General features: G+C 68.2%; 21 protein-coding genes. 9 read left to right on the forward strand and 12 right to left on the reverse strand.

Annotation, left to right across the window (positions count from 1 at the left end):
* The first annotated feature begins 106 nt into the window (after positions 1–106).
* Both gltB and ACY466_RS00150 read left to right on the forward strand, forming a co-directional pair.
* Entirely contained in the window at positions 107–4,708 is a 4,602-nt protein-coding gene (gene gltB / locus ACY466_RS00145; RefSeq protein ID WP_463252391.1) for a glutamate synthase large subunit, read from the forward strand.
* Positions 4,701–6,167 (forward strand): glutamate synthase subunit beta, encoded by a 1,467-nt coding sequence (locus ACY466_RS00150; RefSeq protein ID WP_463248679.1) that lies wholly within the window; start codon positions 4,701–4,703, stop codon positions 6,165–6,167. Before gltB ends, ACY466_RS00150 begins: the two co-directional genes overlap by 8 nt.
* A 127-nt stretch (positions 6,168–6,294) precedes the next feature.
* Here the strand turns inward: ACY466_RS00150 and ACY466_RS00155 are convergent, their stop codons facing one another.
* Positions 6,295–7,827, reverse strand: coding sequence for an MFS transporter (locus tag ACY466_RS00155; protein ID WP_463248681.1), 1,533 nt, complete (start codon positions 7,825–7,827; stop codon positions 6,295–6,297).
* Between the two features lie 167 nt (positions 7,828–7,994).
* Here ACY466_RS00155 and ACY466_RS00160 point away from each other — a divergent pair, with 167 nt between their 5' ends.
* Positions 7,995–8,849: an NAD(P)-dependent oxidoreductase gene (locus ACY466_RS00160; protein ID WP_463248683.1), complete on the forward strand. Its 855-nt coding sequence runs from the start codon at positions 7,995–7,997 to the stop codon at positions 8,847–8,849.
* Positions 8,850–8,944: 95 nt separating this feature from the next.
* Positions 8,945–9,235, forward strand: coding sequence for a putative quinol monooxygenase (locus tag ACY466_RS00165; RefSeq protein ID WP_463248686.1), 291 nt, complete (start codon positions 8,945–8,947; stop codon positions 9,233–9,235).
* Between the two features lie 9 nt (positions 9,236–9,244).
* Here the strand turns inward: ACY466_RS00165 and ACY466_RS00170 are convergent, their stop codons facing one another.
* The 5 genes from ACY466_RS00170 to ACY466_RS00190 all read right to left on the reverse strand — a co-directional run bounded on the left by ACY466_RS00170 (position 9,245) and on the right by ACY466_RS00190 (position 13,760).
* A complete protein-coding gene (locus ACY466_RS00170) occupies positions 9,245–10,843 on the reverse strand; it encodes a phage infection protein (protein ID WP_463248689.1) in 1,599 nt (532 codons plus the stop codon).
* A gap of 133 nt (positions 10,844–10,976) precedes the next feature.
* A complete protein-coding gene (locus ACY466_RS00175) occupies positions 10,977–11,576 on the reverse strand; it encodes a histidine phosphatase family protein (protein WP_463248692.1) in 600 nt (199 codons plus the stop codon).
* A gap of 22 nt (positions 11,577–11,598) precedes the next feature.
* A complete protein-coding gene (locus ACY466_RS00180; protein WP_463248694.1) occupies positions 11,599–11,997 on the reverse strand; it encodes an MmcQ/YjbR family DNA-binding protein in 399 nt (132 codons plus the stop codon).
* An 84-nt stretch (positions 11,998–12,081) separates the two neighbouring features.
* Positions 12,082–12,885 carry a transglutaminase-like domain-containing protein gene (locus ACY466_RS00185; RefSeq protein WP_463248696.1) on the reverse strand — a complete coding sequence of 268 codons (804 nt, stop codon included), beginning with the start codon at positions 12,883–12,885 and terminating at the stop codon, positions 12,082–12,084.
* On the reverse strand, positions 12,885–13,760 hold the full coding sequence (locus ACY466_RS00190; protein WP_463248700.1) for an oxygenase MpaB family protein: 876 nt from the start codon (positions 13,758–13,760) through the stop codon (positions 12,885–12,887). The genes ACY466_RS00185 and ACY466_RS00190 overlap by 1 nt, the downstream gene beginning before the upstream one ends.
* 192 nt (positions 13,761–13,952) lie before the next feature.
* Between ACY466_RS00190 and ACY466_RS00195 the strand changes: the two genes are divergently transcribed.
* Entirely contained in the window at positions 13,953–14,528 is a 576-nt protein-coding gene (locus ACY466_RS00195; protein ID WP_463248703.1) for a TerD family protein, read from the forward strand.
* Between the two features lie 96 nt (positions 14,529–14,624).
* Here ACY466_RS00195 and ACY466_RS00200 read toward each other — a convergent pair whose 3' ends face one another.
* Positions 14,625–14,912, reverse strand: a complete 288-nt coding sequence (locus ACY466_RS00200; RefSeq protein ID WP_463248705.1) for a hypothetical protein — start codon at positions 14,910–14,912, stop codon at positions 14,625–14,627.
* Between the two features lie 71 nt (positions 14,913–14,983).
* Positions 14,984–16,267, reverse strand: coding sequence for a GGDEF domain-containing protein (locus ACY466_RS00205; protein ID WP_463248714.1), 1,284 nt, complete (start codon positions 16,265–16,267; stop codon positions 14,984–14,986).
* A gap of 148 nt (positions 16,268–16,415) precedes the next feature.
* On the opposite strand from ACY466_RS00205, the gene ACY466_RS00210 reads away from it, so the two are divergent.
* Positions 16,416–17,453 carry an NAD(P)H-dependent flavin oxidoreductase gene (locus tag ACY466_RS00210; protein ID WP_463248718.1) on the forward strand — a complete coding sequence of 346 codons (1,038 nt, stop codon included), beginning with the start codon at positions 16,416–16,418 and terminating at the stop codon, positions 17,451–17,453.
* 9 nt (positions 17,454–17,462) lie between these two features.
* Here ACY466_RS00210 and ACY466_RS00215 read toward each other — a convergent pair whose 3' ends face one another.
* Positions 17,463–18,266 carry an alpha/beta fold hydrolase gene (locus ACY466_RS00215; RefSeq protein WP_463248720.1) on the reverse strand — a complete coding sequence of 268 codons (804 nt, stop codon included), beginning with the start codon at positions 18,264–18,266 and terminating at the stop codon, positions 17,463–17,465.
* 10 nt (positions 18,267–18,276) lie between these two features.
* Entirely contained in the window at positions 18,277–19,623 is a 1,347-nt protein-coding gene (gene lat, locus ACY466_RS00220) for an L-lysine 6-transaminase (protein WP_463248722.1), read from the reverse strand.
* Positions 19,624–19,708: 85 nt separating this feature from the next.
* On the opposite strand from lat, the gene amaB reads away from it, so the two are divergent.
* Positions 19,709–21,223 carry an L-piperidine-6-carboxylate dehydrogenase gene (amaB, locus tag ACY466_RS00225; protein WP_463248726.1) on the forward strand — a complete coding sequence of 505 codons (1,515 nt, stop codon included), beginning with the start codon at positions 19,709–19,711 and terminating at the stop codon, positions 21,221–21,223.
* A complete protein-coding gene (locus ACY466_RS00230; RefSeq protein WP_463248729.1) occupies positions 21,220–21,459 on the forward strand; it encodes an RNA-binding S4 domain-containing protein in 240 nt (79 codons plus the stop codon). The genes amaB and ACY466_RS00230 overlap by 4 nt, the downstream gene beginning before the upstream one ends.
* An 89-nt stretch (positions 21,460–21,548) precedes the next feature.
* On the opposite strand, the gene ACY466_RS00235 is transcribed toward ACY466_RS00230, so the two are convergent.
* Positions 21,549–22,040 (reverse strand): DUF4188 domain-containing protein, encoded by a 492-nt coding sequence (locus tag ACY466_RS00235; RefSeq protein ID WP_463248733.1) that lies wholly within the window; start codon positions 22,038–22,040, stop codon positions 21,549–21,551.
* A 53-nt stretch (positions 22,041–22,093) separates the two neighbouring features.
* On the opposite strand from ACY466_RS00235, the gene ACY466_RS00240 reads away from it, so the two are divergent.
* Positions 22,094–22,696 (forward strand): MerR family transcriptional regulator, encoded by a 603-nt coding sequence (locus tag ACY466_RS00240; protein ID WP_463248736.1) that lies wholly within the window; start codon positions 22,094–22,096, stop codon positions 22,694–22,696.
* A gap of 138 nt (positions 22,697–22,834) precedes the next feature.
* On the opposite strand, the gene rraA is transcribed toward ACY466_RS00240, so the two are convergent.
* A complete protein-coding gene (gene rraA, locus ACY466_RS00245) occupies positions 22,835–23,329 on the reverse strand; it encodes a ribonuclease E activity regulator RraA (RefSeq protein WP_463248739.1) in 495 nt (164 codons plus the stop codon).
* Positions 23,330–23,435 lie beyond the last annotated feature (106 nt).

The raw sequence follows: 23,435 nt of genomic DNA on the forward strand, positions 1-23,435 counted from the left end.
CGAGTGCACGTTCAACGACGAGCGCGTGCTCGCCCGCCCCGCGGCGGCCCGGTTCGTCATTCGAACCGCCTCACCGCGGATTCGGCACGACAGAAGGCAAGGCAACATGCAACTTCCCGGTCACCGGTACCCAGCAGCCCAGGGCCTCTACGACCCGGCCAACGAACACGACTCCTGTGGTGTGGCGTTCGTCGTCGACATCCACGGCCGTCGCAGTCGAGACATCGTGGACAAAGCCATCACGGCGCTGATCAACCTCGAGCACCGTGGTGCGGCGGGCGCGGAGCCGAACACCGGCGACGGAGCCGGCATTCTCATTCAGGTTCCGGACGCGTTCTACCGCGCCGTCGTCGACTTCGAGCTGCCGGCCGAGGGTTCCTACGCCACCGGTATCGCCTTTCTTCCGCAGGCCAGGGCGGCCACGAAGGCTGCCAGCGAGCGGGTCGAGGCCATCGTCGCCGAAGAGGGACTCACCGTCCTCGGGTGGCGCGACGTCGACACCGACGATGCGTCGCTCGGTGCGCTCGCCCGCGACGCGATGCCGACCTTCCGTCAGATCTTCATCGCCGCCCCCGACGCGTCGCTGTCCGGCATAGATCTCGAACGTCGGGCCTTCGTCGTGCGCAAGCGGGTCGAGCACGAGCTCGGCAACGAGGGCCCCGGCAAGGGCGCGACCGGCAGCGAGACGGTGTACTTCCCGTCGCTGTCGCCCGCGACCATCGTCTACAAGGGCATGCTGACCACGCCGCAGTTGCGAGGCTTCTACCTCGACCTGCAGGACGAGCGGGTCGTCAGTGCCCTCGGCCTGGTGCACTCTCGGTTCTCCACCAACACCTTCCCGTCGTGGCCGCTGGCGCACCCGTTCCGCCGCGTCGCGCACAACGGTGAGATCAACACCGTGACCGGCAACGAGAACTGGATGCGGGCGCGAGAGTCGCTCATCGACTCCGAGGTGTTCGGCGGTCCGGAGAAGCTCGAGAAGATCTTCCCGGTCTGCACCCACGGCGCGAGTGACACCGCCCGCTTCGACGAGGTCCTCGAGTTCCTGCACCTCGGCGGCCGAAGCCTGCCGCACGCCGTGCTGATGATGATCCCGGAGGCCTGGGAGCACCACGACAGCATGGATCCCGCTCGTCGGGCGTTCTACCAGTACCACTCCACGCTCATGGAGCCGTGGGACGGACCCGCGTCGGTCTGCTTCACCGACGGCACCGTGATCGGCGCCGTGTTGGACCGCAATGGTCTGCGCCCGAGCCGTCTCTGGGTGACCGACGACGGTCTGGTGATCATGGCGTCCGAGGTCGGCGTGCTCGACATCGAACCGTCGAAGATCGTGCGCAAGGTGCGGTTGCAGCCCGGCCGCATGTTCCTGGTGGACACCGCGCAGGGCCGCATCGTCAGCGACGACGAGATCAAGGACGAGCTCGCGGCCGAGCACCCGTACCAGGAGTGGCTCGACGAGGGCCTGATCCGCATCGACGATCTGCCCGAGCGCCCGCACGTGCACATGACGCACGATCGTGTGCTGATCCGGCAGCAGATCTTCGGTTACACCACCGAGGAGTTGAACCTCCTCGTCGCACCCATGGCCAAGGGCGGCGCGGAAGCGATCGGTTCCATGGGCACGGACACGCCGGTCGCGGTCCTGTCCAACCGTCCGCGGATGCTCTTCGACTACTTCTCGCAGCTGTTCGCTCAGGTGACGAACCCCCCGCTCGACGCCATCCGCGAAGAGGTGGTCACCAGCCTCGGCGGAACCATCGGACCGGAGCGGGACCTGTTGCAGCCCACCGCCGATGCGTGCAAGCAGATCGTGCTCACGTCGCCGATCCTGCACAACGACGAGTTGGCCAAGCTCGTCCACATCAACGACGACGGCAACCAGGACGGTCTGCGGTCGGTCGTCGTCCGCGGCCTGTACCCGGTGTCGGAAGGCGGTGAGGGACTGCGTCGTTCGCTGGAGATCATTCGTTCGCAGGTCTCGGCCGCGATCGCCGGCGGCGCGCGCATCGTGATCCTCTCGGACCGCGAGTCGAGCGAGAAGCTGGCCCCCATCCCGTCGCTGCTGCTCACGGCCGCGGTACACCACCACCTGATCCGCGAGAAGACCCGCACCAAGGTGGGTCTGATCGTCGAGGCCGGTGACGCCCGCGAGGTGCACCACATGGCCACTCTCGTGGGATTCGGTGCGGCAGCGGTCAACCCGTACATCGCCTTCGAATCCGTCGAGGACATGATCGACCGCGGCTCGCTGACCGGCATCACGTACGACGCGGCCGTCAAGAACTACATCAAGGCCGTGGGCAAGGGCGTGCTGAAGGTGATGTCCAAGATGGGCATCTCCACGCTTGCGTCCTACACCGGTGCCCAGCTGTTCCAGGTCATCGGCCTGTCGCAGGACCTGGTGAACGAGTACTTCTACGGACTGAAGTCGCCCCTCGGCGGCATCGACCTGGACCAGATCGCCGCCGACGTGGCCTCACGGCACTCGATCGCGTACCTGGACAACAAGGTCGAGCGCGCCCACCGCGACCTCGAGACCGGTGGCGAGTACCAGTGGCGCCGTGACGGTGAATACCACCTGTTCAACCCGGACACCGTGTTCAAGCTGCAGCACGCCACGCGCACCGGTCAGTACAAGGTGTTCAAGGAATACACGCAGATGGTCGACGACCAGTCGGAGCGACTGGCCTCGCTGCGCGGGTTGTTCCGGTTCAAGACCGAAGGCCGCCAGTCGATTCCGATCGACGAGGTCGAGTCGGCCGAGGCGATCGTCAAGCGGTTCTCCACCGGCGCCATGAGCTACGGCTCCATCTCGGCCGAGGCCCACGAGACGTTGGCCGTGGCGATGAACCGCATCGGTGGACGATCGAACTCGGGTGAGGGCGGCGAGGACACCGCCCGCTTCGTGCCGGAGGAGAACGGCGACTGGCGACGCAGTGCGATCAAGCAGGTCGCGTCGGGTCGGTTCGGCGTCACGTCGAACTACCTGACCAACTGCACCGACATCCAGATCAAGATGGCGCAGGGCGCCAAGCCCGGTGAGGGCGGCCAGCTTCCGGCGCACAAGGTGTACCCGTGGGTGGCCGAGGTCCGGCACTCCACGCCGGGTGTCGGTCTGATCTCGCCGCCGCCGCACCACGACATCTACTCGATCGAGGATCTGGCCCAGCTGATCCACGACCTGAAGAACGCGAACCCGTCGGCTCGAATCCACGTCAAGCTGGTCTCCGAGGTCGGTGTCGGCACGGTCGCCGCCGGTGTCTCGAAGGCGCACGCCGACGTGGTGCTCATCTCCGGCCACGACGGCGGCACCGGCGCGACGCCGTTGACGTCGGTCAAGCACGCAGGCGCACCGTGGGAGCTGGGTCTCGCCGAGACCCAGCAGACGTTGCTGCTCAACGGACTTCGCGACCGCATCGTCGTCCAGGTGGACGGTCAGCTCAAGACCGGACGCGACGTGATGGTGGCGGCGCTGCTGGGCGGCGAGGAGTTCGGTTTCGCCACCGCACCGCTGGTGGTCTCGGGATGCATCATGATGCGCGTGTGTCACCTGGACACCTGTCCGGTGGGCGTGGCGACGCAGAACCCGGTGCTGCGCAAGCGTTTCGCGGGCAAGCCCGAGTTCGTCGAGAACTTCTTCATGTACATCGCGGAGGAAGTGCGCGAGTACCTGGCGGAGTTCGGATTCCGCACGCTCGACGAGGCCGTCGGCCAGGTCGGACTGCTGGACACCACCAAGGCCAAGGAGCACTGGAAGGCGTCGAAGCTCGACCTGTCGCCGATCCTGGACGAGGCCGAGTCCGCGTTCATGAACCAGGACCTCTACTGCACGGGCACGCAGGATCACGCGCTGGACAAGGCGCTCGATCAGCAGCTCATCGTGCAGAGCCGGGACGCGCTGGACAAGGGCGAGCAGGTGTCCTTCGCGACGAGGATCACCAACGTGAACCGCACCGTGGGAACGATGCTCGGTCACGAGGTCACCAAGGCGTACGGCGCCGAGGGCCTGCCCGACGGCACGATCGACATCACGTTCACCGGCTCGGCCGGCAACAGCTTCGGTGCCTTCGTGCCTCGCGGCATGACGTTGCGACTGAACGGTGACGCGAACGACTTCGTCGGCAAGGGTCTGTCGGGTGGCCGCATCGTGGTGCGCCCCTCGCTGGACGCGGCCGAGGCCTTCGTCGCGGAGGACAACATCATCGCGGGCAACGTGATCCTGTTCGGAGCCACGGAGGGCGAGGCGCTCATCCGCGGCGTCGTCGGCGAGCGGTTCGCGGTGCGCAACTCGGGAGCCACCGCGGTGGTCGAGGGCGTGGGTGACCACGGCTGCGAGTACATGACCGGCGGCAAGGTGGTCATCCTCGGCGACACCGGACGCAACTTCGGCGCCGGCATGTCCGGTGGCGTGGCGTTCGTGTTCGACCCGAACTCGACGTTCGCGGCGAATTTGAACACCGAGCTGGTGGACATCGAAGAGCTCGTCGGCGACGAGTTCGGCTGGCTCAAGGACACCATCACCCGGCACCGCGACGAAACGGGATCCGACGTCGCGGACCGCATTCTGGGTGACTGGTCGCAGCAGGTCAATCACTTCGTGAAGGTGATGCCCCGCGATTACAAGAAGGTACTTCTCGCCATTTCCGAAGCCGAGAAGAACGGCGACGACGTGGACGAGGCGATCATGGAGGCAGCTCGTGGGTGATCCGCAGGGATTCATGAAGAAGACGTCGCGCGAATTGCCGCAGCGCCGTCCGGTCGATCTTCGACTGCTCGACTGGAAAGAGGTCTACGAGGACTTCTCCACCGATACTCTGCGCGAGCAGGCCAGTCGCTGTATGGACTGTGGTATTCCGTTCTGCCACAACGGTTGTCCCTTGGGGAACCTGATTCCCGAGTGGAACGACCTGGTCTACAAGGACCGGTGGCGCGAGAGCATCGATCGGTTGCACGCGACCAACAACTTCCCGGAGTTCACGGGTCGGTTGTGCCCCGCACCGTGCGAGGCGTCGTGCGTGCTGGGGATCAATCAGGATCCGGTCACCATCAAGCAGGTCGAGGTCGAGATCATCGACCGCGCCTTCGACGAGGGTTGGGTCCAGCCCGTGTACCCGACCTACCTGACGGGCAAGAAGGTCGCCGTCGTGGGATCGGGTCCGGCCGGATTGGCGGCAGCCCAGCAGCTCACCCGCGCCGGGCACACCGTCACGGTCTTCGAGCGCGCCGATCGCATCGGCGGACTGCTGCGCTACGGCATCCCCGAGTTCAAGATGGAGAAGCGGCACATCGACCGCCGTCTCGCGCAGATGGAGGCCGAGGGCACCGTCTTCCGCACCGGCGTCAACGTGGGCGTCGACATCACGGCGGACGAGCTGAGGGCGGAGTTCGACTCGATCGTGCTGTCCGGTGGCGCCACCGAGGCTCGCGATCTGCCGATCGAGGGCCGGGAGTACTGGGGCATCCACCAGGCCATGGAGTTCCTCCCGTGGGCCAACCGAGTCCAGCTCGGCGACGACGTCGCCGGGTCGGACGGTCAGCCGCCGATCTCGGCGAAGGGCAAGAAGGTCGTCATCATCGGCGGCGGCGACACCGGCGCGGACTGCCTCGGCACGTCGCACCGTCAGGGCGCGGCGAGCGTCCACCAGTTCGAGATCATGCCCCGCCCGCCCGAGGAGCGCGCCGAGTCGACCCCGTGGCCGACGTATCCGCTCGTCTACCGGGTGTCCTCGGCGCACGAGGAAGGTGGGGAGCGCGTCTTCTCGGTCAACACCGAACGCTTCACCGGCGCGAACGGAACGGTCACCGGACTCGACGCGTGCGAGGTGGAGTTCAAGAACGGCAAGTTCGAGAAGGTGGAAGGCTCCGACTTCCACCTCGAAGCCGACCTCGTTCTCCTGGCCATGGGCTTCACCGGTCCGGAGAAGCCGGGATTGCTCCGCGATCTGGGTGTGAACCTCAACGAGCGCGGAAACGTCTCGCGTGCAGACACCTGGAACACCAACGTCGACGGCGTGTTCGTGGCCGGCGACATGGGACGCGGTCAGTCCCTCATCGTGTGGGCCATCGCCGAGGGGCGCTCGTGCGCGTCCGCGGTGGACGCGCACCTGATGGGGAAGACGGCGCTGCCGTCGCCGATCGTTCCCACCCAGGCGCCGCAGCGGTAGATCCGCACAACCTCCATAACGCGAACACCCCGTGCAGCGCACTGCACGGGGTGTTCGCGTTCGGTAAGGGGTGCGGATCGGGCGCGGGGGTGCGGATCGGGCGCGGGGGTGCGGATCCGGCCCGAGCTCAGTGCTTCGACACCGACACCACGTCCGCCTCGGTCGTCGTCGTAGCACCGCGTCGGAACAGCCACGCGGCCGTGAGCCCGGCGACGAGCATGGTCACCATCGTCGCGCCGGCCGCCGCGACGATCCCGTCCACGTAGGCGTCCCTCGCCCGCTCGGCCAACTGCGGGGACGCGGTGGCCAACGTGGCGGTCAGGGTGCCGTCTGCCGAGGCCTCGCCGCCGAGGACCAGCCGGTAGGTCGCGACGCTGATCGACCCGAGAAGCGCGATGCCCAGTGCACCGCCGAGTTCGGCCCCCGTCTCCGAGATGGCGCCCGCGGCGCCGGCCTTCTCCGGGGCCGCGGTCGAGAGCACCGTGTCGGAACCGAAGGTGGTGCCGGTACCCACGCCGAGCGCCATGACGACCATGCCACCGAGGAGTACGGCCAGCGTGGTTCCGCTGGTGACGTCCGCGGGTAGCGCGACCATGGCGATGATCGATGCCCCGAAGCCCATCACCGTGACGGCGCCGACGAGGATGACCGACGGCCGCTTGCGCTTCATCACCAGCGGCGCGGTGAGCGAGGCGGTGGCCGTCGCGAGCGCGGGAATGAGCGACCACAGACCGGCCTGCAGGGTGCCCAGACCCAGGACCAACTGAAGGTATTGCGCCAGTTGAAGACTGAAGCCGGTGATGACGAACACCGAGACCAGGAGCACGATCACGGCGACGGCGAAGGCCGGGGTACGGAACAGATCGAACTCGATGATGGGGTGCGTGGATCGGCGTTGCCGCCGGACGAACCACGTGCCCACCAACAGGCCCACCGTCAGCGCGGCGACGGACTGCCAGTCGATTCCGCTCTGCGCAGTGTGCTTGACGGCGTACACGATGGACAGCATCGCGACGATCGATGCGGTCACGGCGGGAAGGTCGAACCGACCGGGGTTGGGGTTCTTGGACTCGGGGAGAAGCAGGGGCGCGGCGATCAGGAGTACCACCATGATGGGCAGGTTGATCAGGAAGACCGATCCCCACCAGAAGTACTCGAGCAGGGTGCCCGCGATGACGGGACCGAACGAGCCGCCACCCGCGAAGCCCGCGGTCCACACGCCGACCGCCATACCGCGCTGCACCGGGTCCCGGAACAGCACTCTCAGCAACGCCAGTGTCGAGGGAGCGAGGGTGGCGCCGCCCAGACCCAGCAGTACGCGGGACGCGATGAGCGCCTCGGGGGAATGCGAGAATGCGGCCGCGACGGACGCCACGCCGAAGATCAGCGATCCGATCATGAGCAACTTGCGCGTACCGATGCGATCGCCGAGCGAACCCATCGTCACCAGCAGACCGGCCAGCATGAAGCCGTAGATGTCGAGGATCCACAGTTCCTGGGCGCTGCTGGGCTGCAGGTCCTCGGCGAGCGACGGAAGCGCCAGGTAGAGCACGGACATGTCCATCGACACCAACACGATGGGCATGACGAGGACGGCCAGGCCTATCCATTCGCGACGCCCGGCGCGATCGGCGATGGTGTGGGAAGCGGTGGTGCGCACGGTGGTGATGACCTCGGGTTCTTCTGTTCGGACGGTGACGACGACGGCGCGTGGACGCGTCGGGAATCGGGTAGTCCCCGACGAAGCCAACGGCGGCGACACCGACGATGATTCCCGGTCCGGGAATCTCGTCCGACGCCGGGCGGCTCCGGACGCGAGGAGAAGACGTGCAGGTCGGTGTGGTGGGGACCGGGACGATGGGTGCCGGCATGGCGGGATCGCTGCTGCGGGCCGGGCACGAGGTGCGGGTCTGGAATCGCGACGTGACCAGAACGGAGCCCTTACGCGCGGCCGGGGCCACCGTCGCGGCCGATCTCGCGTCCCTGGCGGCGGGCGCGGACGTGGTCTTCACGATGCTCTACGACGAGGCGGCCACCCGCGAACGCGCCCGTGATTTCCTGCCCGCGCTGCGCCCCGATGCCGTCTGGATCCAGTCCGCGACCGTCGGGCCCGCCGGGGCGCGTCGTCTCGGTGATCTGGCGGCCGAATACGGGGCGTCCATGGTCGACGGTCCGGTGCTCGGCACCAAGGCGCCCGCCGAGGACGGGACCCTGACCGCTCTGGTCTCCGGGGACGCCGAGCTCCTGACGAGAGTTCGCCCCGCGCTCGACGCGATCTCCGCGAAGATCGTCGAGGCCGGGCCGATCGTGGGAGATGCGAGCGCCCTGAAACTGGCCTGCAACGCGATGGTGTCCACTCTGACCGCGGCCACCGCGCAGTCGATCGCCATGATGGCGTCGTTCGGGCTCGACCCGGCCCTGTTCCTCGAGGCGCTCGACGGCGGCCCGATCGGTGCGCCCTACACCCAGCTGAAAGGGCGGGCGATGATCGCACAGGACTGGACACCGTCGTTCGGGGTCGACGGTGTGGTGAAGGACGTCGACCTCATGATCGACGCGACGGGAGAGCGGACCGCCCGCGTGCTCACCGCAGTGCGGGCGGCGTATGCGGCCGCGAGCGAGGCCGGGCACGGGTCGGACGATCTGGCCGCGGTGCTGCGCGCGTTCGAGGGACCGGCCTGACGGCGTCGACCCGAGAACCGCTCCGAGCGTCGGGCCGAGTCCGTAGGTTCGACACCGTGCGCACGCCGTGCGCCGGCGGAGAAGGAGAGACAAGCATGAGCGATCTGCACGTGGTGGCCGTGATCCCGGTGAAGGACGGATTCGTGGACGAGGTGACGGCGGCGATGCGCGCCTTCGTCGAGACCACCCGCACCGAGGACGGGTGCATCTCCTACGACCTCTACGAGTCCGCGGCGGCCGCGGGCACCCTGGTCACCGTCGAGGTGTGGCGGGACCAGGCGGCCCTCGACGCGCACATGGCGTCGCCGCACATGGCCGCCGTGATGGGTGAGCACGGCGCCCACCTCGGTGAGGTGGGCATCCATCCGCTCAGGCCGGTGTCCTGAGCCGACGGATCAGGCGTAGTGCGCCGCGGTGGTCTCTCGCGTGTCGGCCGGTTCGGACCGGGACACCACCGCGTACACGACGCCGGCGAGTCCGAGCAGCGCGATCATCACCAGAACGGCGAGCCAACCGGTCGAATCCATGCTGTCGGAGCCGATGCGGTCGAGACCGGCGGCGAGCCAGCCCAGCGGGGTGAACGCGGCGACGCGGCCGAACAGCGAATTGTCCGGCGAGCCCACCAACGCGAGCCCGACGACGGCGAGTTGGACGAGCAGGAGCACCAGGTTCACCGACTGACCGACGACTCGGCCGAACACCATCTGCACGGCTCCGGCGACGGCGAGGAACGCCGCGGCCGAGAGCAGCAGGAACACCGCGCCGCCCAGCAGAGAACCGAACCCGATGCCGTCGGTGACGACGGCGAAGACGATGGTCGCGGCCGCGGCGATGGCGACGGCACCCAGGGCGGGGGCCAGACGCGCGATGCGAGCGCCGGGCGAGAGTCGACGGACCAGGCTGACCGCTGCGGCTGCCGCTACCGCGACGAGCGCGGCGATGAGGAAATTGTTGGAGGTGCCGCCGGCCGACTGCACGACGGTGGTCGTGGTCCGGCCGTCGGCATCGGTGGTGGTCGTCGTGGTGGTCGACGTCGCACCCGCCGCGGGCAGCGACGACGTCGCGGTCTGCACGCTGGTGGAGAGGCTGTTCACGACGCCTTCGATGGGATCGATACCGGTCGCGAGCTGATCGGTACCGGTTCGCAGCTGCGTGCCGCCCTCGTCGAGCATCGCGATGCCGTCGCGCAGCTGGGTCGCCCCGGTTGCGAGCTGGCTCGATCCGTCCACGGCGGTGCCCACGCCCGCGTTGAACTCGCTCGACGGGTCACCGAGCTGGAACGCGAGCAGCTCCGCACCCTCGCGCAGCTGCTGGATCTGCGCGATGGTGTCCGGCCCGACGCCCTGGGTGTTCAACGTGACGATGAGTTCGCGGAGGTTGTTCGCGGCGTCGGTGGTGATCGGATTGTTCAACTGCTCGATGTTCGCGGCGATGTCGGCGATGGTCGCGGTGACCTGTGCCTGCTTGTCGCCGATCTCCAGCAGCGGGGTCGTCACCTGATTGACACCACCACTGATCTGTTGGGCACCGTCACCGAGCTGCGCGACACCGCCCTGCAGTTCCAGCAACCCGCCCGCGAGCTGGGTGTTGCCGTCGGCGAGCTGATCCGCCCCGACGCGGGCCTGGCCGAGCCCGTCCGCGATCTGGTTGACGCCGTCGGTCAGCAACGGGGCGCCGTCGGTGAGCTGGGTGAGTCCACCACTGAGCAGGCTCAGGGGAAGCTGCGACTGGGTGAGCGCAGAGCGGGTCCGGGCGAGCGGATCGCCGGCTGCGGGCTCCTCCTCGCCGGGCGCCGCCTCGGAGCCGGGGGTCTGCGTGTCGGTGCTCGACGTGGCCGCCGCACCGGCGGGGGAGACGTCGTTGCCGCTGAAGGAGGCGTAGAGTCCCGCGAGCAGAAGCGGCAACGCGATGACGAGGATCGCGACGATCGGACGTGTGAGAACCGAGAGAGGTCCGCGCCGGTTGCCGGTCGCTGCGCCGTGTGAAGAAGCCATAGTGTTGCTCAGGCTAACCCGTGCCGGACGCGTCTCTCGCCACCCATCGGCGCTGCGAGCCCCGAAAAAGCGCCCCGACCAGCAGGACTAAGGGTTCGGTGAGGTTTCGTCGCGCGGTCGCGGGTGTGGAGGATCAGCCTCGGTTGCGGGGAAGCAGATCCCACACGTGCTGCGTTTCGTTGACCGACGCCACCGTACGGCGGCCGCTGCGAGAGAACAGGATTCGGGTCACCGAACAGTAGTCGACGGGGAACGTCAGCGGCATCGTCGTGCCCAGCAGCTCGTGCAGGTAGATGTTGACGACCCCGCCGTGCGCGAACGCGGCGACGGTGTCGCGATGCTCCGACTCGGCCACGAGGGTGTCGATGCTGGTCCGCACTCGTTCGCTGAAGGCGCCGGCGTCGACCGCGCTGGGAAGGTGGCCTTCCTTGATCCGTTCGAACTCCGCCGGGAACTGCGTCTGGGCCTCCTCGATAGGGAGGTATCCGGCGAAGTCGCGGTCGTATTCGGCGAGACCGTCGACGGTGTCGATGCCCAGCCCGGTGGCGTCGGCGAGGGGTTCGGCGGTGCGGTGAGCACGGACCTGCGGACTGCTGACGATGCGCCGGACCCCGAAGTGCGCGAGGGCGTCGGGGATCCGCGCCGCCTGCTCGACGCCGAGCGGAGCGAGCTCGGGGTCCGCTCCGGTGTCGGAGCGGACCGGCAGGGCGTGTCGGATCAGCAGCAGTTGCACCCGCCCACTCTCGCACGGGCCGTCAGCGGCGCGGGTCGAGCTCGCGGACCAGCCTCGCCGGGGCGGTGTTGCGGTAGGACATGTCGAGGAGTTCGGCCACCTCGGTCCAGTCCGGAGCCTCGCCCGCGAGCTGCAGGCCGATCCATCCGGATCGAGCGGTGTAGGCGGGCTCGAAGAACCGCTCGTCGCTCAGAAGGGCGTCGCGCTCGTCGGCATCGGGCCGTATCTGCAGCGAGCGGTCCCACACGGTGGATCGGTGGTCGCCCTTCACGGTGGCGCCGTAGACCGCGAAGACCGTGACGGTGAAGAAGTTCGGGCGTCCGTGCGAGACCTTCTCCTGCGCGCCGGGAAAGGCGAGCGCCAGTTCGCGGACGGTCGTCAACAGCGGATCGTCGTCGCGGAACCGGACCGGGTGGCTCATGACCTGCAGATCGTAGGCGAGAATCCGGTGAGAATCCGCTCGCTGAGCGAACAGTTCCTCACCGGATTCCGGGATCGCTCGCGCTCAGGCGATCGAGACGAGCTCCGTGATGTCGTCGATGGGCAGTTGTCCGTCCACGACGGCCGTGACGATCATCGAGTTCAGCAGGATGTAGCCGTCGTGGTTGTCGAGGAACGCGGTGTCCGCGGCGTCGCGACCGGTGGCGATGCGAATCAGCGACTGGCGGGGCGCGAGACGGGTCGCGTCGACCACGCGCCACACACCGTCGACGTGCGCTTCGGCGACGGCGTGGAAGTCCATCGGGTTGCAGCCGGGTGCGTAGACGGCGACGAGGCGCGCGGGCACGTTCATCGCCCGCAGCAGCGCGATGACGAGATGCGTGTAGTCGCGGCACACGCCGCTGCCGGAGAGCAACGTGTCCGCGGCGCCGTCGATGGGATCGCTGCTGCCGGGGACGTACTGCAGCCGTCGCCCCACCCAGGACGACACCTTCTCGAGCACCTCGGAGTCGGAGGTGTACTTGCCGAACTCCGTCGCGGCGAAACCGAAGAACTTGTCGGCCTCGGCGTAACGGCTGGGGCGCAGGTAGGTCGACAGGTCACGCTCGACGATCGGATCGGGCTCCGCGGTGCCGGTGACGGACGCGCGGTACACGACCGTCAGCGATCCACGATCGCACTCGAACTTGTGGATGCGCGAACCGTGCTCGCCGACGATCTCGGTCGGCGTGATGCTGCGACCGTCGAGGTCGAAGGACAACGATTCGTCGATGTCGAGGCCGGGTCGGTGCGCGACGGCGATCTGGAATTCGAGGGTGCTGGGGTCGTCGACCTGTACGTCGAGCCGAGCCGATACGTCACGCTTCATCAGCGTGATGATGCCATCTGCTCGGACGGTCCCGGACCGAGCGCCCAGCGGATGGCCGTGGTGATCGCGACGCCGGTTCCCCGGACGGCGGTCGCCTCCGTGAGCGGCAGGTACGGCAGGCGCAGGGGGAAGCGGGTCCACCACGGCATGAGCGCGACGGCGGACGCGGCGAGCAGCCCGTACGCCGGGCGCAGCGGCAGCGGAATCGGCGGGTTGAGCAGGATGAATCGTGCGGTGCGGCGAGCGGCCTCGGTGCTCGTCAGCTCCGGTCGGTACGCCGCGAGTGCCGCGTCGAGCTCGGCGACGGACTCGGGAACGTCGTCGGCCCCCAGCCCGCGGGCGATGTGGGCGGCCTCCGCGACGTAGCGATCGCGGCCGTCCGCATCCAGGGGGTGCGCGCCGTAGCGATCGTGCGCCCGCAGGAAGCTGTCGACCTCGGCCACGTGCACCCAGCGGAGCAGGTGCGGATCGGACGCGGCGTACGGCCGACCGTCCGGAGCCACGCCGGTGATCTTCTTGTGCACGGCGCGGACGATGCGGATGGCCCGATCGGAGTCCTCGATCGTCCCGAACGTCGTCTCGGCGAGGAACGTGCTGGTGCGCTGCAGCCGTCCCCACGGGTCGCCGCGGTACCCGGAGTGCTGATCCACCGCCGCCATCGCGAGGGGGTGCAAAGACTGCAGCAGGAGGGCACGCATACCGCCGATGAACATCGACGCGTCTCCGTTGACCTGCTGTATCGCGGAGTCCGGGCCGAAGCGGCGTGGACCGATGGCGCCGTGGATACGGTCGCGACGAGAAGGGCCTTCGTCTCCGGCCACCTTGGCGAAGATCGTCGCGCCGACGCGGTGTTGGACGGACTCGAAGGGGTTCATCACTCCAGTGTGCGCTCGTGCACCAGACGTGCCAGTTGGGTCACGGCCTGCCGGCGGTTTCATGTGAAACATCGACACCCGCAGCGAGGATCCTCGTGTCCGACGCTCGGGCGTCGGACGGGAACCGGAACGTAGGGTGGCACGTTGATCCGACAGCAGATGTTCACACGGGCAATCGAAGGGATTTCAGCGATGGGCGTCAGTTTGACCAAGGGCGGCAACGTCTCGCTCACCAAGGCGGCACCGAACCTCACGGCCGTGTCGGTCGGCCTGGGCTGGGACATCCGCACCACCACCGGCACCGATTTCGACCTCGACGCGAGCGCGATCGGCCTCGGGACCGACAAGAAGGCGCCGGGCAACGAGTACTTCGTCTTCTTCAACAACCTCAAGACCCCGGACGGCTCCATCGAGCACACCGGAGACAACAAGACCGGCGAGGGCGACGGCGACGACGAGGTCATCAACGTCGATCTGGCCGCGGTTCCCGCGACCGTCGACTCGATCACGTTCCCGGTGTCGATCTACGAGGCCGACGCGCGGTCGCAGTCGTTCGGCCAGGTCCGCGGCGCGTACATCCGCGTGGTCGACAAGTCCAACGGCTCGGAGCTCGCCCGCTACGACCTGACGGAGGACGCGTCCACCGAGACGGCCATGGTGTTCGGTGAGCTGTACCGCAACGGTGCGGAGTGGAAGTTCCGCGCGGTCGGCCAGGGTTACGCGTCGGGGCTGGCGGGCATCGCCCGCGACTTCGGCATCAACGTCTGAGCAACGACGTCCGAACAGCGACTGCCGGGCCACTCGGCTCCCGGAACGACAGCGGCCCGCACCTCGACGGTGCGGGCCGCTCTCGCGTTCCCGGGGTCAGGCCGCGCGGCGCTGCGGACCGCGTCGGGTCCGGGCGGCCCGAGCGAAGCCCACGAGACCGATCCCGACGCCCACCACCGACAGCAGATCCGATTCGGTGATGCCGTTCTGCGGGGTCAACACCACGAGGACCCGTCCCTCGATGGGCCCGTTGAGGATCAGCCACCCGATCGACGCGGTCACGACGGCGGTGGACGACACCATCGTGGGCCGCGACAGGCACCAGGCCGATGCGGCGAAGAGCGAGTTCATGGCGACGAGAGAATAGAAGAAGGAGTCGGGCACCCGCCCATTGTCCTCTGCCCGGCTGTGCGTTCCCCCGGGGCAGGGCTGAGAGACGGCTGAGGACGACGCGGTCAGAGGTAGACCGTGCACGAGCCGTCACCGCCCGAGTCCTTGGCGCGGTACATCATCGAATCCGCCGCGCGGGTCACGCTCGTCATGGCGGACACGCCGGAACTCCACAGCGCCGTCCCCGGGCTGACGATGGCGATTCCGGTGCTGGCGGTGATGGGAACCGGATCGGTGCGATCGTGCAGTGCGGCCAGCGCGGTGTGGATCGCCGGCTCCACGTCCTTCGGCGGGGCCACCATCACCGCCAGGAACTCCTCGCCCCCGGTGCGCGCGACCACCCCGTGATCGCGCAGGTGCTCCTGCAGGCGTCGTGCGACGCGGATGATGACGGCGTCGCCCTCGTCGTGCCCGTACCGATCGTTGACGCTCTTGAACCGGTCGATGTCGACCATCACCACCGCGACCGGGTGGTCCGCCGCGATCGCCCCTGCCCACAGGTCCTCCAGCGCGTTCTGGAGGCCGCGGCGATTCGGGGTGCCGGTCAGCGGATCCAGTTCGGACTGGCGGGCGTCGTGCGAGACGAGAGACCAGGCGAACTGCGCGAACATGGGAACGGCCGAGTTCGCCGCGCTCGCGGTGACGACGGCGGCGACCGCGTCGTTCACTCCCCACAGACCCTGTGTGTATGCGGCGACACCGAGATACACGATCACCGCGTTCGTGAAGAGCAAGTGCGCGAGCAACCATCGCGGGCTGAGGAAGAACACGCAGATCGAGGCGTTGATCGAGAACAGAAAGGTGCCGAGCATGGCCGAGGTGGGGGTGTCCAGCACGATCGCGGACGCGAGCCCGAGGTCCCCGAACACGAGAAACCCGGTGAACTGCCACTTGTGGGTCGGCACGGGTCCGACGAGCAGCCAGCCGATGACCAGCACCTGGACCACGAGGATCGCGATCGAGTACCCGACCGCGACGGTGCCCTGCGGGCCGTTGGGCGAGCCCAGCATGAGCAGCAACACCAGGGCGTAGACCGCGACCGCACCCACGAAGACACCCCGGATGACCCGGTGCAGCGGCTTCGTCGAGTGATGTTCGAAGATCCAGTCGAAATCGTGGGGTCGACCGAGCCACCGGCGCACGCTGTCGAGCACGCCGGTCCCGTCCATCGCGTCGGTCGGCCGCGCGGGTACCGGATCCTGGCCACGGCGTCCTGGTCGATGATGCCGGCCGGGATTCCTCGGCTGATCCGACCACGCCGGATCGAGGCGGCGACGGCGCTCGCGGTGAGGAGTCGCGGCCCGAAGCCGGGTGACCGGTGACGACGGTTGGTGCCTCGGCGGTGCCATCGCGATCCTTCGACGAACGGGGTGCGGGTCCTCCGCCCGGAAAAGAAGATAACTGACACGGAGTACGTTTCGGGGCGATTGATTGAATAGTTGACAGTTCTTTTGTGTCATCCGATAACGCGGGTCGCGGCGACTATCGTGACCTGATGTGAACGCCACCCTCCCGTCCCGAGTGCCCGTGATCGCCGCACCGATGGCGGGCGGTCCGTCGACTCCCGCACTGGTGATCGCCGTCGGGAAGGCGGGTGGATTCGGCATCCTGGCGGGCGCCCTCCTCACACCCGAGGCACTCGACGCACAGTTGACCGAGATCGAGGCGTCGTCGGTGCCCTACGGCGTCAACCTGTTCCTGCCGTCCACCCGGACCGAATCGCGGGACGAGGTCGAGCGGTACCGGCGCGACCTCGCTTCGTCGGCCGCCGACCTGGGCGTGGAGATCGGACCGGCGGCCTGGAACGACGACCGGGTCGACGAGAAGATCGACGTCGTCTGCGCGCATCGCCCCGCCGCGGTGTCGGTGACCTTCGGTCGTCCGGGACGAGCTCTGACCGAGCGCGTCCACGGCATCGACGCCCTGATGATCGGCACCGTGACCTCGGTCGAGGAGGCCAGGCTCGCCGTGGCCGACGGTGCCGACATGCTGGTGGTGCAGGGTAGCGAGGCCGGAGGTCACCGCGGCGTCTTCGTCGACGACCCCGCGCATCCCCGCGGCGGGATCGCCATGTCCACGGCCCCGCTGCTGCTGGCGGTCGGGTTGTCGGTCGAGGTGCCCCTCATCGCTGCGGGCGGAATCATGGACGGTTCGGCAGTGGTGGCCGCGATGGGTCTGGGCGCGGTGGCGGCGCAGATGGGAACGGCGTTCCTGTGCTCCGACGAGGCGGGAACCAACGCCGTGCACCGCGCGGCGTTGCTCGACCGCACCTACGAGCGGACCGTCGTCACCCGCGCGTTCTCCGGCCGCCCGGCGCGCGGGCTGGAGAACGAGTTCGCCCGCCGTTTCACCGCGGGTGCGCCGGCGGCGTACCCGGATGTCAACGCGGCGACCGGGGCGCTGCGCACGGCGGCGGTCGCGGCCGGTCGGGCCGACGTCCCCAACCTCTGGGCGGGAACGGGGTGGCGTGCGGTGACGACGGGCCCGGCGGGCGACATCGTGGCGCGCATCGTGCGGGAGATGGAGGTCGCCTGACCGGCGGGCTCAGGTCTGCGGAACGGCGGCCGTCTCGCTGCCCGCGAGCAGGATGGACGCGACGAGCTCGGGGTTGTCGCTCATCGGTACGTGACCGACGCCGGGAACCACCATGACCTTGGCGTGCGGGAACGAGCGGGTGACCTTCCGAGCCTGGTAGACGGGCAGGATCAGATCCCGTCGGCCCCAGGCGACCGTCACCGGAACCGCGGGCGTGGTCATCGGGGGAAAGTCGAAATCGGAATCGAGTCCGGCGTCGATCAGGGCGTTACTGGTGAGCGAGGCGGTGTCCACGACGGCCGACCGGTAGGTGACCTGGCTCGGCCGGGCGAAGAACGCGGACATCGCCGGATAGCGGACGGCCCGGTACTTCAACAGTTCCGGGGCGTGGGTGCCGAAGCGCCTGGCCACCGCTCGCAGACCTCGGAACGTGCTCATCGTCCGTTCCTGGTCCACCTTGTTGAGAAAGAACCCCGCCGGGGAGAGCGCCGTCGCGCTGGCCACCTCGCCGCGGGCCGCGAGACACAGCGCGAGCCACCCGCCGAGAGAATTACCGGCCACGTGGACCTGTGTACCGGGCTCCTCGATCTCGCGTACGAAGGCGTTGAGCTCGTTCAGCAACGACTCCAGAACGGCCGGTCCCGACGCGTCGATGGGGTCGGATTCTCCGTGGCCGGGCAGATCCACGGTCACGACGCGGCGATACGGGGTGAGCAGGTCCAGGACCGGCGCCCAGGCCTGACGGCGGTGCACGACGCCGTGGACCAGAACCAGGGTGGGGCCGGTGCCCTCGACGTCGTAGCGCAGCTTCATGCGGTGCATGTTACGCAGAGGATCGGATATCTCGGTGCGGGGTGCGGTCCGACTCGAGTACTCGATCCAGGGCATCGACCGCCGCGTGCAGAACGGTGTCCGGCACGGTCAACGCCGGCCGGAACCGAACGCTGCGTGTTCCGCAGCCCAGCAGCACCACTCGCTCCTCGGTCCGCATGCGTTCCAGGAGACGGTCCCGGCTCGCCGCGTCGGGTAGGGAGAAGGCGCACATCAGGCCGCGACCTCGCACCTCCGTGACCTCGGGATGACAGTGTGCCAATTCGTGAAGGCGTTGCAGGAGAACGGTTCCCATCACCGACGCACGCTCGATCAGACCGTCGGACTCGACGACCTCGAGGATGCGTCGGGAGCGCACCATGTCGGCCAGGCCTCCGCCCCAGGTCGAGTTGATCCGGGAGCCGACGCGAAAGACGTTGTCCGGTACCTCGTCCACCCGCCGACCCGCCATGATGCCGCAGACCTGGGTCTTCTTTCCGAACGCGACGACATCGGGCTCGATCCCCGATTGCTGATGGGCCCAGGCGGTTCCGGTGATTCCCGCACCGGTCTGCACCTCGTCGACCACGAACAGCGCGTCGAACTCGTGAGCGAGATTCTGTAACGCCCGCAGGTATTGCGGGCGGAAGTGGTGGTCGCCGCCCTCCCCCTGGATCGGCTCCACGACGATCGCGGCGATCTCGTGCGGATCGGCAGCGAAGTGTCGCCGAGCCGCGTCGAGCGATCGCTGTTCGAGTGCGTCCATGTCGGCCCCGGCTCGCAGGTACGGCGACGGGATGCGCGGCCAGTCGAACGTGGGGAACCGAGCCACCTTGACGGGATCGGTGTTGGTGAGCGACATCGTGTAACCGGAACGGCCGTGGAAAGCATGCTCCAGGTGCATGATTCGCGATCCGCCGCGGAGTCCGCGGCTCTCGTTCAGGCGACTCTTCCAGTCGAAGGCCACCTTGAGTGCGTTCTCCACGGCGAGTGCGCCACCCTCCACGAAGAACAGGTGCGGCAGCTCCGGCACCCCGAGTACCCGCGCGAAGGTGTCCACGAATCGGGCCATCGCCGTGGTGTAGAGGTCCGAGTTGCTCGGCTTGTGCAGCGCGGCTTCGAGCAGATCGGCACGGAACTCGTCGTCGCGTACCAGAGCGGGGTGGTTCATTCCGAGTGCGTTGGACGCGAAGAAGGTGAACAGGTCGAGGTACTCCGTGCCGTCTCGGGCGTCGACCAGGACGGAGCCGTGCGAGCGCTGCAGGTCGAGCACCATGTCGAAACCGTCGGCCAGGATGTGGCGGGACAGGACGTCGTGAACCTCGTGGGGAAGGACAGCGGGCGGCAGTACCTGGGTCATGCAACGATAGTAGGCGATATTATCCTGTTCATCCACACTTGGACCGGAAATAATCCGGTTCCGACCATCGGAGAGAATGGACGCCATGACTTCGGGAACCGATCTGATCGCCCGCACCACGCAGCTGCTCGACTCGGTCGGCGCTACCGGCGTCCTGCTCGCCGACGCGGGCGACACGATTCCGGCCGTCTCACCGGTGACGGGTGAGGTGCTGGGACACGTCCGCGTCACGGCCGACGTGGACGCCGTGGTGGAGCGCGCATCGGCCGCGTTCCCGGCATGGTCCGCGGTGCCGGCGCCTCGGCGTGGAGCCGTGGTGCGCGAACTCGGCGAGCTGTTGCGCCAGCACAAGGACGAACTGGGTGAACTGGTGTCCATCGACGCGGGCAAGATCGTGAGCGAGGGCCGCGGCGAGGTGCAGGAGATGATCGACATCTGCGACTTCGGCGTCGGGCTCTCCCGTCAGCTCTACGGAAACACCATCGCGACCGAGCGGCCCGGGCACCGGATGATGGAGCAGTGGCACCCCCTCGGTGTCGTCGGCGTGATCACCGCGTTCAACTTTCCCGTAGCGGTGTGGTCGTGGAACACGGTGTTGGCGTTGGTCGCCGGGGACACCGTGGTGTGGAAGCCGTCGGAGAAGACCCCGTTGACGGCCGTCGCCGTCCAGGCCCTCGTCGAGCGGGCCGCGGATCGCGCCGGCGTCGATCCCGCGGTGTCGCAACTGATCATCGGCGATCGTGCCGCGGGTGAGGTGCTCGTGGACGACCCGCGGGTCGCACTCGTCTCGGCCACGGGATCGACCCGGATGGGGCGGGAGGTCGCGCCTCGAGTGGCGGCCCGGTTCGGGCGGTGTCTGCTCGAGCTCGGCGGCAACAACGCCGCGATCGTGGGACCGTCCGCGGACCTCGACCTCACGGTGCGCGGCATCGTCTTCTCGGCCGCGGGCACGGCGGGCCAGCGGTGCACGTCGCTGCGGCGGGTCATCGTGCACGAATCCGTCGCGGACACGCTGGTCGAGCGTCTCGTCACCGCCTACGCATCGCTGCCCATCGGATCACCGCTGGACGAGGCGACGCTGGTGGGGCCGCTGATCGACGAGGCCGCGTACGACGGTTTCGCCGCCGCGATCTCCCGGGCGGTCGAGGACGGGGGAACGGTGGCGGTCGGCGGCGAACGCCACGACAGCGCGTCCGGTGGCGTCTACGTGCAGCCGACGATCGTTCGGATGCCGAGTCAGACCGAGATCGTGCGCCACGAGACGTTTGCGCCCATCCTGTACGTCATGACCTACAGCTCGCTCGACGAGGCGATCGCGATCCACAACGACGTGCCGCAGGGCCTGTCGTCGTCGATCTTCACCACCGACCTTCGCGAGGCGGAGACCTTCCTGTCGGCCGCGGGATCGGACTGCGGGATCGCGAACGTGAACATCGGACCGTCGGGTGCGGAGATCGGGGGTGCGTTCGGCGGGGAGAAGGACACCGGTGGGGGGCGCGAGTCCGGCAGCGACGCCTGGAAGTCGTACATGCGCCGCGCCACCAACACGGTCAACTACAGCTCGGAACTGCCGCTCGCCCAGGGGGTGACGTTCCTGTGACGGTTCCGATCCGGGACTCCTCCATTCGGTTGGGTCAGTTCCTGAAGTTGGCCAACCTCATCGACTCCGGCGCGGAGGCGAAGGCGGTGATCGCGGACGGCCTGGTCACCGTGAACGGCGAGGTCGAGGTGCGGCGTGGCCGGCAGCTCCGCCCGGGCGACGAGGTGAGCGTCGGGGGTGTGTCGGCCACCGTCGAGGGGCCGGTCGAGGGAGCGATCGAGGGGGCGCCGGGGTAATTCGCACCGCTTCCACGAGTTCGCACCGGTTGCGGTGTGCTGCGGGGGGTGTGAATTCGCAGGAACGTGTGCGGATCGACCGGGCACCCTCAGTTCTCCGCCGACGATGCGTCGGTGAGTCGCCGCCGGGCGGTGTCGCGTCGACGTCCGATGGGTACCGAGCGACCTGCGGCCGCGAGGCCTAAGACCGGCATGTTGGCGTAGATCGTTTCGTACGCACCGGGTCCGACGCGATAGGTCTCGTGGAAGATGCCGACGTCGCCACTCGCACCGACACGCTGGTTGAACCGGCGCCAGGCGGGAAGGTGCGTCGCATCGGGGTTCTTGGCGTAGGCCTCGAGGTGGTCGAAGCTCCGCCAGTACTGCGTCATGGCGATCGTGCGTCCGCCGATCGCCAGGTGCGCGTGGAGCAGTCCCGTCTCGGGATGTTGCTCGAGTTCGCGCAGCATGCGAGGTATCGCGAGGAACGGCCCCGTCCACGCCCGCAGCTTTCTCAGGTGATTGATCCGCATTCCGATGACGAAGACCACGAAGTCGTCGTCGATCTCGGCGGTGAAGCGTCCGTTGCGTACCTCGGCCATGGGAACCCTTTCGTCATAACGGATAGTGCCGCTATCCGTTTATGATGTCAAGGGTGAAGGTCTCCGAGCTCAGCCGCCGCACGGACGTCTCGGTCGCGTCGATCAAGTACTACCTGAGGGAGGGGTTGCTGCCGTCGGGAACGCAGACCGCGAACAACCAGGCGGTCTACGACGACGAGCACGTTCGACGCCTCCGGCTGATCCGTGCGCTCGTCGACATCGGGGGACTGTCCATCGCGCAGGTGCGTCGTACCCTGACGGCCGTCGACGACGAGGCGGTGCCCTTGCACGATGCGTTCGGCGCCGTGATGCACGGATTGGATTCCGTTCCGGAGACCGAACCCGACCCGCTCGACGAGGTCCGGGCCTGGCTGCACCGACGCGGGTGGTCCGTCGACGACCGTGCACCCGCGCTGTACCGACTCGCCGAGCTGGTCGCCACGTTGCGGCGATTCGGATTCGGCGGCAGCGTCGACGAGTTCGACTCGATGGCCGACACGGTGGAGGCGGCCGCGGGCGTCGAGGTGCAGTACGCCCGATCGAAGCCCGATCGCACCGCGGCGGTGGAATCGATGCTGATCGGAACCGTGGTCTACGAGCGGGTGTACGCGGAGATTCGCCGGTTGGCCTTGGAGTCGGCGAGTCGTGACGGGTAGCCGCCGACACGATTCGCACCCCCTACGAGGGTCCGCACCGGTTGAGGCGGACTGCAGGGGGTGCGGATCACCGAGAAGGTGTGCGAATCCGAGCCCGAGCCCGAGCCCGAGCCCGAGCCCGAGCCCCGCGCGCCGAGCTCAGCTCTCGGCGGGCAGCGGCTGCGCGACCACCACGACACCGTCGTCGTCGCTGTAGACGTACTCGCCCGGAATGAAGGTGATGCCGCCGAACTCCACGGTCACGTCCTTCTCGCCGCTGCCGGTCTGCGAGCTCTTGCGGGGGTTGGTGCCGAGCGCCTTGACCCCGATCGAGAGGGTGCGCAGGATCGCGGAGTCCCGCACCGCGCCGTTCACGATCACCCCGGCCCACCCGTTGTCCACGCCGCGACCGGCGATGATGTCCCCGACCAGCGCCGTGTGCACGCTCGCATCGCCGTCGACCACCAGGACGGCGCCGTTCCCCGGCTCGCTCAGCGTCTGCTTGACCAGCAGGTTGTCCTGGAAGCACCGGATGGTGGTGATCTGCCCGGAGAACTCGGTCACGCCGCCGAGCTGACGGAACTGCGTGTCGCAACTGCGGATGCCGGGTCCGATGGTGTCGGCGAGGTCGGCCGTGGCGATGAATGTACTCATGGCGGACACGATCTCACGGACGACGCGACTCCCGTGACCGGCCGAGAGAGGCGATTCTCACCCCGGTGACTGCGGCAGCGCCGGTTGGACCTCCTCCAAGCAGGGA

The organism is Rhodococcus sp. K11/5 (assembly GCF_055193735.1).